The organism is Mesorhizobium sp. URHB0026 (assembly GCF_054059755.1).
In genome coordinates this window covers 263,356-277,642 of record NZ_JBSSCN010000002.1, presented here as the reverse complement: position 1 = coordinate 277,642, position 14,287 = coordinate 263,356, and the positions used below count along the sequence as shown (strand labels likewise).

Below are 14,287 nucleotides of genomic sequence, written 5' to 3'. Positions count from 1 at the left end.
GTCCTCGGGCTAATTCAGTGGAATGTTCCTACCGGCACGTAGCCCGCCATCTCCGGCAGCCAGAGCGTAATCTGGGGCACGAAGACGAGGACGAAGAGCGCTAGGATCAAGATGAAAAGCATCAACCAGACTTCGCCAAGAATGGTCGCGACCTTTATGCCGGTAATGCCTGATATGAGGAAAACCAACTGTCCCATCGGCGGTGTAATTAGCCCGATCATCATATTCACCGTGGAGACGACGCCGAAATAGACGGGATCGATGCCAAGTTCCCGCACGGTCGGCATCAGGATCGGGATGACGATCAGCAGCATCAGCAAGGTGTCGAGCAGTGCGCCGAGGATCAGGAACAAAACCGTCACGAGCAGCATGAACATCAGCGGGCTGAGGTCCAGCGAGGCAATCCAGCTTCCGAGCTGATCCGGTATCTGCTCTGCCGCGACGACGTAGTTCATCAGCACGGCACCGGCGATGGTGATCGCCACGATGGCGGTCGAGCGCGACGATTCCATCAACACATTGAACAGGACCTTTGGCGACAGTGTCCGATACCAGAACAGCGCGAGCAACAGTGCGCAGAAAGCCGCCACCGCCGCGGCTTCGGTCGGAGTGACCGCGCCCGAGTAGATGCCGCCGAGCAGGATGACGGGCAACACCAGGGTCGGTGCCGCGTCGCGTGTCACGGCAATCGCTTCCTGCCGGGTTGGCTTCGGCTGTGTCGGAAAATTCTGCAGCCGCGCCTGCACTGCCACCACCGCCATCATGACCAGCGCCAGAAAGATGCCTGGGCCGACACCCCCCATGAAAAGATAGCCGATCGACGTGTTGGAAACGACGCCGTAGAGCACCATCGGGATGGAGGGTGGAATGATCGGTCCCAGGATCGAGGATGCCGACGTCAGCGCCGCCGCAAAACCGGGGCGGTAGCCGGCCTTGATCATCATGTCGATGGAGATCTTGCCGGGACCTGCCGCGTCCGCCAGCGCGCTGCCGCTCATGCCGGCAAAGATCACGCTGGCGACGATGTTGACATGGGCGAGCCCGCCCCGAAACCGGCCGACGAGGAGGTTGGCGAAGCCGAACATCTTGTCGGTCATCTTACCGGCATTCATCAACTCGGCGGCAAAGATGAACAATGGCACCGCGAGCATGACGAAGTTGCCGTAGATCCCATTGAGGCTCTGGCTGGCGACCAGGCCCATGTCGCGGCCGGTGATGACGAAGTACACGATGCCGGAGGCCAGCATGGCGTGGCCGAGCGGCATGCCGGCGAACATCCAGACGAAGAACAGAACGAACATCACCTCGACGGCGAAGGACATGAAAAATTCCTAGATATGCTGTTCCCAACCGGGTCGTAACAATTGCCAGAGGCGCCGAAGTGCGCTGACGACTAGGGCGACGAGGAAGATCAGGAAACTTCCGAACACGAACTGCATGGGAAGATGCAGCAAGGTCGAGTGACGATTGCGAAGGAACAGGATGTAGTCGAAAGTGCCGGGCAGGGCGGCAAGGAACACCACCGCCAGGGAAAGCGTCACGAAGATCGCCAGGACTCGTCGCGACCGGGGTGGAAACAGGCCGTAGATAACGTCGAAGACGATGTGCTGCCGCTCCTTGATCAGTATGTCGCTCGTCCAGAACACGATCCACACATAGGCGACCACGCAAAGCTCGTTCGTCCACGATATCGGCGCGTTGAAGACGTAGCGGGCGACGATGCCGATGACGAAGCCGGCGAACATCACGGCAAAAGCCACGACGCTCACCGACTCCGCCAGTCGCTTCCAAACGATGGCCAAGGACTGCATCAACCGAGCTTAGGCAGCGCCGATACGATCAAGCATGCCCTTGGGCCAGGTCTTCGAAAAGTCCGAATTGACGAAAGCATCGAGCACATGTTTTTGGAAAGCCGCGACGTCGGGGGTCGTCACCTTGTTGCCGTGTGCCTCAAGGAACGCCTTGCCATCGTTTTCGGTGGCGATCACGCCGTCGTCATTGACCTTCTTGCCCACTTCCTCGGCCGCGAGGATCGCCTTCTTCTCATCGTCACTGAGCCCGTCCCAGAACGCGGTCGGCATTGTGAAGAAGACATTCGCAACCTGGTGGCCGGTCAGCACGACCTGTTTCGACACCTCGTAGAACTTTGACGCGATGGCGTCCGGCAGCGGGTTTTCGAGGCCGTCGATCGTGCCGGTTTGCATGGCAAGATAGACTTCCTCGAAGGCCAGCGGCGTGGCGCTGGCGCCAAGCGCGTTGCCGAGGAATTGCCAGGCAGCCGAACCCGGCATGCGCAGCTTCACGCCCTTGAGATCCGCCGGCACATTGACGGTGCGGGCTGTCCGCAGGATGACATGCCGCGTGCCGAGATACTGGCTCCTAAGGATCTGCAATTTCAGATCGCTCGCCACCTTGTCCTTGAATTCCTTGCCGATGTCGCCGCCGTACACCGCATCCAGGTGTTTGGCATCGCGAAACAGATAGCCGGTGGTGAAGATCGAGAATTCCGGGACCAGTTCCGAAATATCCGAAGGCGAGGTGAGAGCGATTTCGAGATTGCCGCGCTGCATCGCCTCGATTTCCGTGCCCTGCGCGAACAGCGTGCCGTTGTAGTGCAACTGTACGTCGAAAGCACCCGGCATCGACTTGTCGAGTTCCGCCTTGAACGCTTGCAGCGCCTTGGATTGCCATTCTGTGTCCGGACCGGGCGTCGAGGCACGGATGACCTTGCCTGCCGCGAAAGCGAGCCGCGAGACGAAGGGCGCCGCCAGGACGCCCAAAGCGCCGGCAACTACCGTGCGGCGGCCAACGGCGCGATTAAGAAATGAAGACTCCTGTTTGCTCATGCTCTTCCCCTCTGCGTCGCTGTTGGGGCGCCTTCGATGGAGCGCCACCTGACGAACGGATGGTTTCACCACAGCTACAAATCGTCAAGCTGAATGTTGACAATAGGCAATCAATCATCATTTGTTGCAGCTGGAGGGCACAAACTGCTCCTCAAACAGACGAGCGAGCCCACCTATGAAGATCCAGACGCCAGCCCTGCCGAGGATCGATTGCTTGATGGTCGCGGCGGCGACACCGCTGACGGCCGACCTGCACCCCGACATCAAACTGCTCGTCCGTCACATCGAGATGCTGTTCGGTGCCGGTTGCGACGGCATCGCGCTCTTTGGCACGACGGGCGAGGGCACCGAGTTCTCGGTGGAGGACAGGACAGAAGCACTCGATGGCGTCATTGCCGCCGGTATCGCGCCAGGTCGGCTCATCGTCTCGGTCGGCGCACTGTCGATCCCGGATATTGCACGGCTGGCTCATCATGCGCTCGACCGTGGCGTTGACAGCCTGCTGCTGATGCCGCCTTGCGTCTATCGCGGCGGCATCACCGAGGACGGCACCTTCCGCTTCTACGCGACTGTCATCGACCGTATCTCGCGTGTCGATCTGAAACTGTGCCTCTATCATTTCCCGGATATTTGCGGCGTCCCACTGACGACGCGCGTCATCCGGCGGCTGGACGAGGCCTATCCGGGGATCATCAGTGGCGTGAAGGACAGCGGCGGGGACCTGGATTTCACCGAGGCCTTGATCGGCCGCTTCTCGCACTTGTCCATCTACACGGGCTCTGAGACCCATCTACCGCAAACGCTCGCGGCGGGCGCGCGCGGCACCATATGCGGACTCGGCAACGCCATGCCGCGTCTGATGCGGGCGATGTTCGACGCACCGACCGCCTTCGATCGCCGCAAGCTCGTGCCGGCCTTGTTGGGCGGCGACTCCATCCTTTCGAGGAAACCGTTCCCGGCCTCGGTGAAGGCGGTGCTCGCGTCGGCCAGTGGCGAGCCGGGTTGGAACCGGGTTCTACCGCCGATGTCGGAAATAGCCATGCCCGAAAGAGACTGGTTGCTGCGGGATTTCTTCAGTTGGGAGCAGAACTTGCCGCCGGCTTGGCGGACCTTTCAGCCTAGCGAACAGGAAGACCGCTCGCAAGTTGTCAAGATGAAGCGGGCCTGAGCTGTTCTTCTTGCTGCCGCTGGGAGCCGCGTCGGTACATCTGATGCAGAAAGCCGACCTATTGTCTTAGATACCGGTCAAAACGTCGAAAAAAATTCGCGACGATTTTCCTTTCAAAATCAATAGCTAACTTTTTGACGGTTCTGGTGACGGCACTTACGGTTGCTCGAGAGGAATTTTCTAGTGATTTCAATTGATGTATGTCTCTGAAAAAATCGATTACGAGAGGGTAAAAACGGCGGCAATAGCGTAATTCCGGCGGCAATTTTCGTCGCTCCGCAGTTGTCGTCCCAGATCGGTTCTCATTCTCCTTTATTTAGCGTTCTTCCATCTCTGCCTACAGGACCCATCTGCACTCACTTTCAGGATTGTTGTAAAGTGGGTTCGAAGAGCGAGAGTCTTACGGCCCACTGAAGCCCGAGATTATGTGCAAAAGGCAACGCACTCAGCTGAGCGCTTCCGGCTCGTCTTGAACCCTCGTCGAAAAGGATGAAGGCGTCGAGTGTAAATCGCACGGCCTTGGCCGAGCCTTCTGATCTTTGGTCAGCGGCAGATTCCGATGGGGACCCGACCGCCATGGCTCAATTTGCTCTTCGCAGGGAAATTTCCCGGCCAAACACAAAGCCCGCCAATCGGCTCGATGAGCGGGTGTAAACGACGGCTTTTCTTCTGCTAATGCTCTATCACGATGATCGCCGGAGCGGAATCGCCCCAACGTTGACAGGCCGTGCACGCTTGCTCAGAACGGGTCTCTGGTCATCTTCTTCATGGGCGCCCCAGGCGTGCCCTCCATGCGGATCCTGCGGCACCGACCGAGGTGGTCAAGGCAAAAAAGATCGGATGATTGGGGCCCCGGCGACCTCCCTGCATGGGAGTAGCGGGAGGTCGGTCTTCCGGGCAAGCTCCAACGGTTCAACCGGTCAGGAGGTCTGCCATGGAACTGTTCGTGGGTCTTGATGTTTCCGTTCGCACCACCAGCGTGTGTGTGATGGACACTGGTGGTAAACTTATTCGAGAGAGCAAGGTGGAGACCGAGCCGGAGGCGATCAGCGCCCTGCTTCATGCGATTGGCGGTCCCTACAAGCGCGTCGGCCTTGAAGCCGGTCCGCTTTCGCAATGGCTCTACAGTGGCCTGTCGGCCGCAGGCTATCCGGTGATCTGCGTCGAGACGCGGCACATGAAGGCCGCGCTCTCGGCTCAGATCAACAAAACCGATCGCAACGATGCCCGCGGCATCGCGCAGATGATGCGCGTCGGCCTCTACAAGCCGGTTCATGTTAAGACCGTCCGGAGCCAGGAGATCCGGATGCTGCTCACTGCGCGGAAGTTCGTGCAGACGAAGATTCTCGATGCGGAGAACAACCTGCGAGGCCTGCTGCGCAACTTTGGCCTGAAGGTCGGAGCCGTAACCCGGCTGCAGTTCGAGCGACGTATTATCGAGTTGCTCGAACAATCCCCGCATCTGCAGTTGGTGATCGACCCCCTCCTGGAAGTCCGCCGTGTTTTGAGAGAGCAGTTCCAGCGCCTACACAAGGCAATGGAACGTCTGGCCGAGAGCGACGACACCTGCAAACTGCTCATGACTGCCCCCGGTGTCGGACCGATGGTTGCCCTGAGTTTCCGAGCCGGCGTCGACGAACCGGCGCGGTTCAGCCGATCGCGCTCCGTTCCAGCCCACTTCGGATTGACGCCCTCGCGTTACCAATCCGGCGAGATCGACCAGGATAAGGGCATTTCGAAGTGCGGCGATGCCGGGATTCGATGGGCATTGGTTGAAACCGCCGGCATTCTACTACGTATCTCGAAGCGGAGTTCGCCACTGAAGGCGTGGGGTCTCTCCGTCGCTCGCCGGCGAGGTATGGCAAAGGCTACCGTGGGGGTGGCACGGCGTCTGGCGATCATCCTGCATCGGATGTGGGTCGACAACATACCCTATCGCTGGGAGGCCAACGCCGCCTGAGAGATCGAATTAAAGGGTTCCACGTCGCCGCGTGGATAGAGGTCCCGTTCAGGGACGACTGGGTAGGCAATCTCGAGGCTGGCTTGGACGTCAGCTCGGACTGATAGTTCGCAAAAAAGATTCGGTGCGGGCGATCCGCTGCCATATCGTTGCAGAGCACGCAGCACACCAAAACAATGAGAGGACCCCGCTACGAGATCACTCCCCGACAGGCGAGAAAAACAGACGAATTCAAACGCTGTCACAATCGTCGACTGGAACATCCACCAACATAGAATAGTGTAGAAGCGCCGATGTTCCGCTCCCGATGAGTGGCGCTGGACGTAGTGTTCCGCCGAGACGGAACGCCCGACGTTGTTCGCCGAAATGAGGAACGCCTTAACGAATGTGAATGCTGCAGCTGGCCAGCTAAGCTAAGCAAATCCTGTGAGATGTGGAGAGCAGGCGAATGCCACTGGAATCCGTGATCGACCAATATGTGAGCAGCCGAAAGGGAAGGGGCCTGTTGTCCACACAGCATGCTCTCATGGCTCTGAAACAGGTCTTTCCGGCACCGTCGGTAGGCGATAGCCATCTCGTCAATATGATCGCGGAGCGAGCCGTCGCTTGTGGCCTAGCGATCCATTTCGATCATTCAGGCGAGATCGCTAAGTAAGGCGACTGCTTTGGCTCCCTGACATCGCGCCGCGATCGCCACGCATCGTGCAAGTTTCCACCCGACGGATCGCTTTGCTCGATTTGGTGGCTAAGGGCGACAGGCGCGATCGCTGTGCCGCGCGCTGCTGAAGCGCGTTCGCGAAAATCAGGGTGATGACAAATGAAAGAATGCAGATTGCTCCCTTTGCCGTGGCAGCGTTCGATCTTCGGATCACGCTTCCAGGCGTCGAGCCATAGTCGGGTCCATGCCTCGCTGATGAGGTGAGCTTTTCCGGTCGAACACGAATTCTCGACCGACTCTTGGTGGCAGACGGCGCCCGCCATGTTCCTGGCCCCCGCGTCAGCATTACCATTTGAAAGGAAGGCGGCATTGTGAGCCAACGGGAACAATTTGCGCGGGCCGAGCTTTGGCGTGGCGTCGTGCAGAGGTGCAAGCATGCTAGTTAACTTGGACCGAGCTTCATCCGTCGCCGAGGTCGCTGAAGCCTTCGTGAATTCCCGCAGGCGGTTCTCCGTCGTGTCGACCCGGGATGCGGTTACCTTTGTCAGGAACGTGGCAGCTTTTTGCGAGCACACGGATGACGAGCTTGCCGAGTTGGCGGCGGCAATTGCGGTCAGGCGTGGTCGATTAGTAGCGTTCGATCTTGATCTCGAAGAGACCAGCTTTGAGATCGTCCGCGCAGCATAGTAGTCGCGCGGCCGCTTCGTGCATGCTGAGATGCACAGCGATAACAAAAAGAAAGATGGGCCGCACCCGGATACGCAAGGACAAAGTCGATCCGCCCACCAGCATGACAGGTCTGCTTTATGAACATATCAGACAATCTCGTTCTTGTGCTGTCAGGGGGTAATGCGCTGGGCCCCTATCATGCCGGAGCGTACGAAGCGCTTGTTGAGAAGGGCCACCAGCCGAAGCACGTCGTCGGCACCTCGATTGGAGCAATTACCGGCGCGATCATCGCCGGCAACCGGCCAGAAGATCGACTGAACCGCCTTCATGCCTTTTGGGCAAAAGCCGAACAGACGACCGTCGGTTCGCAAGCTGGCGTGTGGGTTAACCCGTCGTGGCAGCGCTTGGAAAAGTCATTCGCGGCATTGCAGACTATCGTGAGCGGGAGGCCTGGGCTCTTCGGCCCCGAACTGTTTGCCGCGTGGCCGATCTCCGGCCCAGTACGGCGAAAGGTCAGCATTCTCGAGACCTGTGCCACACGCGAGACCCTTTGCGAACTGGTCGACTTCGACCTTCTGAACGAAGCAGACCCACGGTTGACGATATTGGCTGTAGACGTCGAGAAAGGCTCGGACGTGGTTTTCGACACGATGCACGAGGCGATCGGTCCTGACTGCCTGCGCGCCAGCGCCGCCATGCCCGTTCTCTTTAACCCGATAGAGATCGGTGGGCGCTGGCTTGTCGATGGTGGGTTGTCGGCCAATTTGCCGGTCCGTCTCGCCCTGGGAGAACCGCGGAATTCAGACGCGTTCTGCATTGCACTCGATCTGCTGTCAGCTAAAGGCGACCGGCCTGACTCAACCGGAGCCGCCGCGGGACGCGCTCAGGATATTGTTTTCAGCTGTCAATCCCGCCACGCAATCCAGTCATTGACCAGAGAGTATGACCTTCGTCAGAGCATCAGTCCCCAGGCAGAGTTGGCGACAACGGTACTGCTCTACCTAGCCTACAATGGAGGCCGGCACGAAACAGCGCTGAAGATGCTCGACTTCACAACGGGCTCAATCCGCGAACGCTGGGCTGCCGGAAAGGCGGATATGCTGCAAGCACTGGATCAAACCGCCGGTCTGCCGGCGCCGGTCTCCCGGTCGCTGTCCACTCTCGCACTTGAGCACGGAAAGCTGAACTGGATTGCTTTTTAGAGGCTATTCGCACGACCGTCACGGCCAGCCTACCAAAAAGGTTGCCTCCAACGGAACAGGCCCGTCCAGTGACTCTCATTCCGCCGTCCGACACAGCCATGGTCAACAGAGACCAACAAGTTCGGGCTGCGCAACACTTGGACATTTGCGCGCGCAGACGACAGGCTAGTTGGAGAAGCATGGACACGACCGGCGCAGCCATTCGACGTCACACGCCTGGTGCAAAACATATCGCGCGTCAGAGCTCCGTATATCGTCGTAGCGTCTGCTTGGCTCGCGGAATGCCCGCAACAGGGTGCAGTTGCCTTAGCCATTCAGGAGCTAGCTTCCGTTCTTGCAGGCGAACCTGCGCGGCCAGCCAGCGGGCTACAGAGCGCGTGTTGCGTTCGCCCGGCTGCGCAAGGCCGGCATTGAGCCCCGCCGCTTGCTGGCCATCTATTTGGGCGTTGGGCGTTGATCGAAGACCACCTTGGCGCTCACCGCACCCAGGAATTCAAAATCGTGCAGGCCGCGAAGGCCATTCACCGGCTCGCAAGCGGCACGCATAGAAGCTGGGAGATGCTTAACCCACCGGGCCTGACATCCGCACAGAGTTGGACGCCTACCCGAGATCTTCGGGGCTCGTGCTGCGGAAGATCGGAGAGAAGCTGGAGACGGGGGGAAGTGGAGTGGCTCGCGAAGCGGTCGCGGAAATTGTCACCATGAAGACGAAACTTTTCGGGGAGCACCCATCACACCTTCCGGGGTGGCGACCTGCTTGGGCTAAACGCCCGAAGGCTAGGACATAGTGCGCAAAGGCCAAACGAGCGAGTAACTTAGTGGCGGCATCGGGTGCCCACATGTTGAGCCGCGCGGCGGGCAACGAAAAGCTTAAGTCCCCCCATTCCCCTTGTGGTGCGCCTTGGTGGTCCGGCTTTAAGCTCTCGTCCATTTCCAGCCCCTTCAATGCAGATGACTTGGACCCAACACTTTTGAGTTCTCCCTTCGTTTGGCTTCCCAGTGATGGACGATCCTTCGTCACTCCGGATATTCTCGCTGCACTATTACCGCCAGCTGGGACCCGGTCATTGAACCCGGCATCCGGTGATCGGTATACAGAACATCTAGCGGGCCATTCGACCTCAGGTAGCTCCAGGCTTCGACGGCCGTGCTTGCCTCGATGACTTCGAGGCCAGGGAAGCCCCGGAGGGTGTCTGCGATGTCAATGCGAATGAACAATTCGTCTTCCACAACCATTACCGCGGCGGGTGACAGCTGAGCCGCGATCCCACAGGTCAGCTTCGATGATCCGCCAGCGGTCCGCTCGTCCTCCGGCCGACACGGTTAGGGTTTGGGGCGGCCGATTAGCCGGAACTGCGCTGCAAGCTGGACGTTAGCAGCTTGGCTGGCCTAGGTCCCTTCATGTTCAATTTCGTCTTTGCTACCGGCATTGAAAACAGCGCTCCCACGATCAGGGGAGGACGGGAGCGGGTCGACGAAATGGAGAAATGTCGCTTCTACCAGCAATGGCGCACCGACTTCGAACTGCTCCAGGAACTGGGTCTTCGCTTTCTCCGCTACGGGCCTCCAATTCACAAGACCTGGCTGGGCGACGGACACTACGACTGGACCTTCGCCGATGAGACCTTCGCTGACCTGAAGGCCAGGGATGTTCTTCCGATCGTCGACCTCTGCCATTTCGGCGTTCCAGACTGGGTGGGCAATTTCCAGAACCCGGATTTTCCGCTGCTGTTTGAACGTTACGCGCACGACTTCGCGACCCGCTTTCCTTGGATCCAGCTCTACACGCCCGTCAATGAGATGTTCATCTGCGCCACCTTTTCAGCGCGCTGGGGTTGGTGGAACGAGCAACTGAGCACCGATACCGCCTTCGTCAGCGCCCTCAAGCATATCGTGAAGGGCAACGTGGTGGCGATGCGGGCAATCCTGCAAGTGAGGCCCGACGCTATCTTCATTCAAAGCGAATCCTCGGAATACTTCCACGCCGACTCCCCCGAGGCCATCGGCAAGGCGGAGCGTTTCAATAGCCAGCGCTTCCTATCGCTCGACCTCAATTACGGGCATGACGTCGACGCGCGCACTTATCGCTACCTGCTCGAAAACGGGATGACCGCGCAGGAGTACAGCTTCTTCCTGGAAAACCATTTGCGCAGGCATTGGGTGATGGGCACCGACTATTACCAGACCAACGAGCACCGGGTCTGGGCGGACGGGACCACGTCGGCTTCCGGCGAGGTGTTCGGCTATGACGAGATTACGCGCCAGTATTTCAACCGTTATCGCCTGCCTGTGATGCATACAGAGACAAACATCCGGGAAGGGCCGAACGGGGACGAAGCCGTTTACTGGTTGTGGAAGGAGTGGGCCAACGTGCTTAGGATCCGCAACGACGGCATACCTATCGTGGGCTTCACTTGGTACTCGCTCACCGATCAGGTGGACTGGGATAGCGCCCTGCGCGAGAACAACGGAAGGGTCAATGCGGTCGGCCTCTATGACCTGGATCGCAACCCCAGGGCGGTGGGAACCGCATACAAGGCGCTCATCGCCAACTGGAACAAGCTACTCGCCACCCAAAGTGTCTGCCTCGCTTTGCCCGTCTTTTTGCCGTCCGAGCAGGACGACCCAAGTGTTCGCGCGCAGCAGGACTATGCGCGGGGCCTTTTGCATGTGGACCGGATCGCCGAAGCTGGGGCCGAACCGCTGGAACCCTCCAAGGACAAGGTGAAACCCGATGCGCCTGGCTGACAAGAGCGCGATTGTGACTGGCGCCGCAAGCGGCATTGGGCTGGCCATCGCGACCCGCTTGGGCGCCGAAGGCGCCCGGGTTACCATCGCCGACCTGGATGGAGGCAGTGCGCAGGCGGCCGCACAGGCAGTCCGAAAAGCCGGCGCGCCGGACACCGCCGTCTCAGTTTGCGACGTTTCAGACGAGATTGCCGTCGGGCAGTGCTGTCGATTGGCGCTCGCGCGATTTGGCAGGTTGGACATCGTCGTCAACAACGCCGGCCTGATAATGTTCAAGCCCCTCGAGGCGTTCACCAGCGCGGACTGGCTGAAGGTGCTGAGTGTGGACTTGCTGGGGGCAGTCCATTTCACGCGTGAGGCATTCGCGCACATGACCCATGGCGGGTCGATCGTGAACATCTCGAGCGTGCACGCGCTCGAAACGACGCCGCATGTCGCCCCCTACGCAGCGGCGAAAGCCGCGCTGCTGTCGCTCACCCGGTCCACCGCGATCGAAGGCCGGGCGCGTGGCATACGCGCCAATGCTATCCTGCCAGGGGCCATCGACACACCGATGCTTTGGGAAAATCCGAACATCAAGTCCGGCGTCGAAACCATCAGCCCGGAAGATGTCGGCAAGCCGGAGCAGATTGCCGCGGCCGCCGCTTTCCTGGCTTCAGACGACGCCGCCTTTGTCAACGGCGCGGCGCTCAACGTGGATGGCGGCCGGTTGGCGCGGCTCTAGACGTGCTGTCTGATTTTCATGGAGCGAGGCTGTTTAAGGTAGATTTTCGCCTAAACGGCGCCGCTATACGGCGTCGGCTCCCGGTTCACTCGTCCGGCAATGTGGATAGAAAATCGCGAGAGGATTGGATGCGAGGTACACCCCTTACAGGAACTATGGCTGCCTATTCGATAGCAAAGGTCCGCCGGGCGACGTGTGTATCGGCTCAACCTGAAGCTGGTGTCAAATGATTATGGCCATGCCTTGATTATAGAAATCCCGCGGATTGTACGCTCCCAGAAAATGCGGGCGAGTTGTCGCCTTGAGAGCTAACGCCTTTCATTGTTTGGCCGACATGCTCCTCCCTCTCTCGAACCGACTGTTCGTCAGGTCGACGGTGTTCCTCCGAGCGACGCCTCTGCTCGGCGGCAAGAAATTCGCGGTAGGCGAACTCCGCCTTCCGGCTTCCTCCCGCTCAGCCACGAGGTCGCCCGCGGTGCCTCACCCAAACCTGCTGCACGCAGTGGCGGCACGCATTCCCAATGCCACGGAGATATCGTCCGAGGTCACGGAACTCGCGGCGCAGCCGGATGTTTTCCTCGACTAACGGAGGGTCGCAGGATGTCTGGTGATGAAGATTATCGCAGAGTCGCCCAGCTGTGACGACTAAGATCCATCAGTCGGAAAACCCGCCGGGCAAAAAGAGGTCGGCTATGAACGTCGCTAATCTGCAGCTGGAAGGGTGGATGATGGCGATCGCATCAATCAACAATGTGCTGGTTCATAGCGCCTGCTATCGATTGACGACATCGACACTGCGCTGAGGAAAGCGGAAAATCAATAACGAACGAGGAGCGAACCTTCGCCGATATGTTGCCAGCCAACCGTGACGCCATTTCCTTTCCCATCCGGCTCCTGCTGATGGCGAAGCATTCGCAAGGCGAAACCGACGTCCCATTGTTTTCAGAACTGGCGAAGATGGTCGGCCAGACGAAAGGTCCCCACACCGATTAAGGGCGACGACAAACGCGAGCCGGCCGCGTCTGATCGGTCAAGTGAAAACGTTGCGAGCGAAGAGTTGGACTTTTTTGTGAGGAACGGCGAAGCTGAAGAAGCGTCAGCCGCTATCGCGAGACTCCCGCGTTGCGGGTCCAACCGCACAGGAGCAGGACTGTATATGACGAAGCGAGACATCATCGCGATCGGCGGTTCGATGGGCGCGATCGAAGCTGCGAAGGATCTCCTCGCGGGGCTGCCTGACGACTTCCCTGCTGCCGTGCTGATGGTCATCCATGTTGGTGCACGGGGGCTAAACCACTTGGCAGCAATGTTTGAGCCCAACTCGCGGCTTCCAGTCACCACCGCCGTGGATGGCGATTTGCTGGAGCAGGGCCATGTCTACGTTGCGGCAGCTGACCATCATCTGATCGTCGTCGATGGGGTAATCAGGCTGGGCAAGGGCCCTCGCGAGAACTTGGCCCGTCCTGCGGTTGATCCTTTGTTGCGATCAGTCGCAATCTCCTATGGCCCGCGGGCGGTAGGGGTCATTCTCAGTGGGCTTCTAAACGACGGGGCGGCTGGCCTAGCGGCAATCGCGCGGTGTGGCGGAGCAACCGCGGTACAAAATCCGGCCGACTCAAAAGCTTCCGATATGCCGCTTGGCGCGCTCTACGGGACGGACGTCGATTATCGTGGATCAGCAGCCGATCTCGCGACGGTGCTAACGGAGCTCGTTACGCAGGACGTCGATACCTCGTTCGAGGTGCCCGCTGATCTGGAGCTGGAGGTTCGCATCGCGCTGGGGAGACGATCCGATTCCTCCACGATTTCCACCATCGCCGATGTCACGCCAATATCCTGCCCTTCGTGCGGCGGCGTCTTGTCTCAAATGCGCAGCGGTCCTCCTCTCCGCTTTCGGTGCCAGGTTGGCCATGCATTCACTGCCGAGGTCCTGGCCGAAGAACAGGAGCCGTCCGTCGACGAAGCGATCCGCACTGCGCTACGGATTATAGAGGAGCGTGTTGTGCTTCTTGAAAAGATGGCTGTGCAAGCCACCCAGGCCGGACAAACCTACAGCGCGAGAGAGTACGAGCAGCGCTCGGGGGAGCTGCGCGAACAGGCGACGGTTCTCAGAACAGCGGTAATGCGCCCTGGAGCAGCATTGGCTTTGGAGATGGGCCACAGCCACGCGCTTACCACGAGTTAAGTCTGACCAACAACTGGCGCCCATGGCGACCGCTTTGAATTCGGGCTGCCGGGTGGGCTACCATCAACGACCGGAAGGATGCGATGACAATGTCGTGCTGGTCTCGCCGCGCCGTTTTTTTCCGAGG

10 protein-coding genes are annotated in these 14,287 nt (G+C 59.5%); 6 read left to right on the top strand and 4 right to left on the bottom strand.

What is annotated here, in order from left to right:
* Positions 1-14 precede the first annotated feature (14 nt).
* From ACVWWD_RS29940 to dctP, 3 genes are read right to left on the bottom strand one after another with little or no spacing between them, the layout of a single operon-like run.
* Entirely contained in the window at positions 15-1,322 is a 1,308-nt protein-coding gene (locus ACVWWD_RS29940) for a TRAP transporter large permease (protein ID WP_023775019.1), read from the bottom strand.
* A 9-nt stretch (positions 1,323-1,331) separates the two neighbouring features.
* On the bottom strand, positions 1,332-1,769 hold the full coding sequence (locus ACVWWD_RS29935; RefSeq protein WP_198019262.1) for a TRAP transporter small permease: 438 nt from the start codon (positions 1,767-1,769) through the stop codon (positions 1,332-1,334).
* A 51-nt stretch (positions 1,770-1,820) separates the two neighbouring features.
* Entirely contained in the window at positions 1,821-2,846 is a 1,026-nt protein-coding gene (dctP, locus tag ACVWWD_RS29930) for a TRAP transporter substrate-binding protein DctP (protein WP_031248597.1), read from the bottom strand.
* 217 nt (positions 2,847-3,063) lie between these two features.
* Between dctP and ACVWWD_RS29925 the strand changes: the two genes are divergently transcribed.
* A complete protein-coding gene (locus ACVWWD_RS29925) occupies positions 3,064-4,014 on the top strand; it encodes a dihydrodipicolinate synthase family protein (RefSeq protein ID WP_457103684.1) in 951 nt (316 codons plus the stop codon).
* A gap of 934 nt (positions 4,015-4,948) precedes the next feature.
* On the top strand, positions 4,949-5,974 hold the full coding sequence (locus tag ACVWWD_RS29920) for an IS110 family RNA-guided transposase (protein WP_031248595.1): 1,026 nt from the start codon (positions 4,949-4,951) through the stop codon (positions 5,972-5,974).
* A 630-nt stretch (positions 5,975-6,604) separates the two neighbouring features.
* Here ACVWWD_RS29920 and ACVWWD_RS29915 read toward each other — a convergent pair.
* Positions 6,605-7,069, bottom strand: a complete 465-nt coding sequence (locus ACVWWD_RS29915; protein ID WP_156939435.1) for a hypothetical protein — start codon at positions 7,067-7,069, stop codon at positions 6,605-6,607.
* Positions 7,070-7,438: 369 nt separating this feature from the next.
* Between ACVWWD_RS29915 and ACVWWD_RS29910 the strand changes: the two genes are divergently transcribed.
* The 4 genes from ACVWWD_RS29910 (at position 7,439) to ACVWWD_RS29895 (ending at position 14,160) form a co-directional block, all read left to right on the top strand.
* Positions 7,439-8,503, top strand: a complete 1,065-nt coding sequence (locus tag ACVWWD_RS29910; RefSeq protein WP_352565395.1) for a patatin-like phospholipase family protein — start codon at positions 7,439-7,441, stop codon at positions 8,501-8,503.
* Between the two features lie 1,401 nt (positions 8,504-9,904).
* Positions 9,905-11,251 carry a family 1 glycosylhydrolase gene (locus tag ACVWWD_RS29905; protein WP_352732614.1) on the top strand — a complete coding sequence of 449 codons (1,347 nt, stop codon included), beginning with the start codon at positions 9,905-9,907 and terminating at the stop codon, positions 11,249-11,251.
* Positions 11,238-11,975, top strand: coding sequence for an SDR family NAD(P)-dependent oxidoreductase (locus tag ACVWWD_RS29900; RefSeq protein WP_023775168.1), 738 nt, complete (start codon positions 11,238-11,240; stop codon positions 11,973-11,975). Before ACVWWD_RS29905 ends, ACVWWD_RS29900 begins: the two co-directional genes overlap by 14 nt.
* A gap of 1,156 nt (positions 11,976-13,131) precedes the next feature.
* Positions 13,132-14,160 carry a chemotaxis protein CheB gene (locus ACVWWD_RS29895; protein WP_023775171.1) on the top strand — a complete coding sequence of 343 codons (1,029 nt, stop codon included), beginning with the start codon at positions 13,132-13,134 and terminating at the stop codon, positions 14,158-14,160.
* The last annotated feature ends 127 nt before the right edge of the window (positions 14,161-14,287 follow it).

Coding starts and splice junctions, on each gene's coding strand:
- ACVWWD_RS29900 (WP_023775168.1), top strand. CDS start 11,238: ATGCGCCTGGCTGACAAGAGCGCGATTGTGACTGGCGCCGCAAGCGGC.
- ACVWWD_RS29940 (WP_023775019.1), bottom strand. CDS start 1,322: ATGTCCTTCGCCGTCGAGGTGATGTTCGTTCTGTTCTTCGTCTGGATG.
- ACVWWD_RS29905 (WP_352732614.1), top strand. CDS start 9,905: ATGTTCAATTTCGTCTTTGCTACCGGCATTGAAAACAGCGCTCCCACG.
- dctP (WP_031248597.1), bottom strand. CDS start 2,846: ATGAGCAAACAGGAGTCTTCATTTCTTAATCGCGCCGTTGGCCGCCGC.
- ACVWWD_RS29920 (WP_031248595.1), top strand. CDS start 4,949: ATGGAACTGTTCGTGGGTCTTGATGTTTCCGTTCGCACCACCAGCGTG.
- ACVWWD_RS29925 (WP_457103684.1), top strand. CDS start 3,064: ATGGTCGCGGCGGCGACACCGCTGACGGCCGACCTGCACCCCGACATC.
- ACVWWD_RS29895 (WP_023775171.1), top strand. CDS start 13,132: ATGACGAAGCGAGACATCATCGCGATCGGCGGTTCGATGGGCGCGATC.
- ACVWWD_RS29915 (WP_156939435.1), bottom strand. CDS start 7,069: ATGCTTGCACCTCTGCACGACGCCACGCCAAAGCTCGGCCCGCGCAAA.
- ACVWWD_RS29910 (WP_352565395.1), top strand. CDS start 7,439: ATGAACATATCAGACAATCTCGTTCTTGTGCTGTCAGGGGGTAATGCG.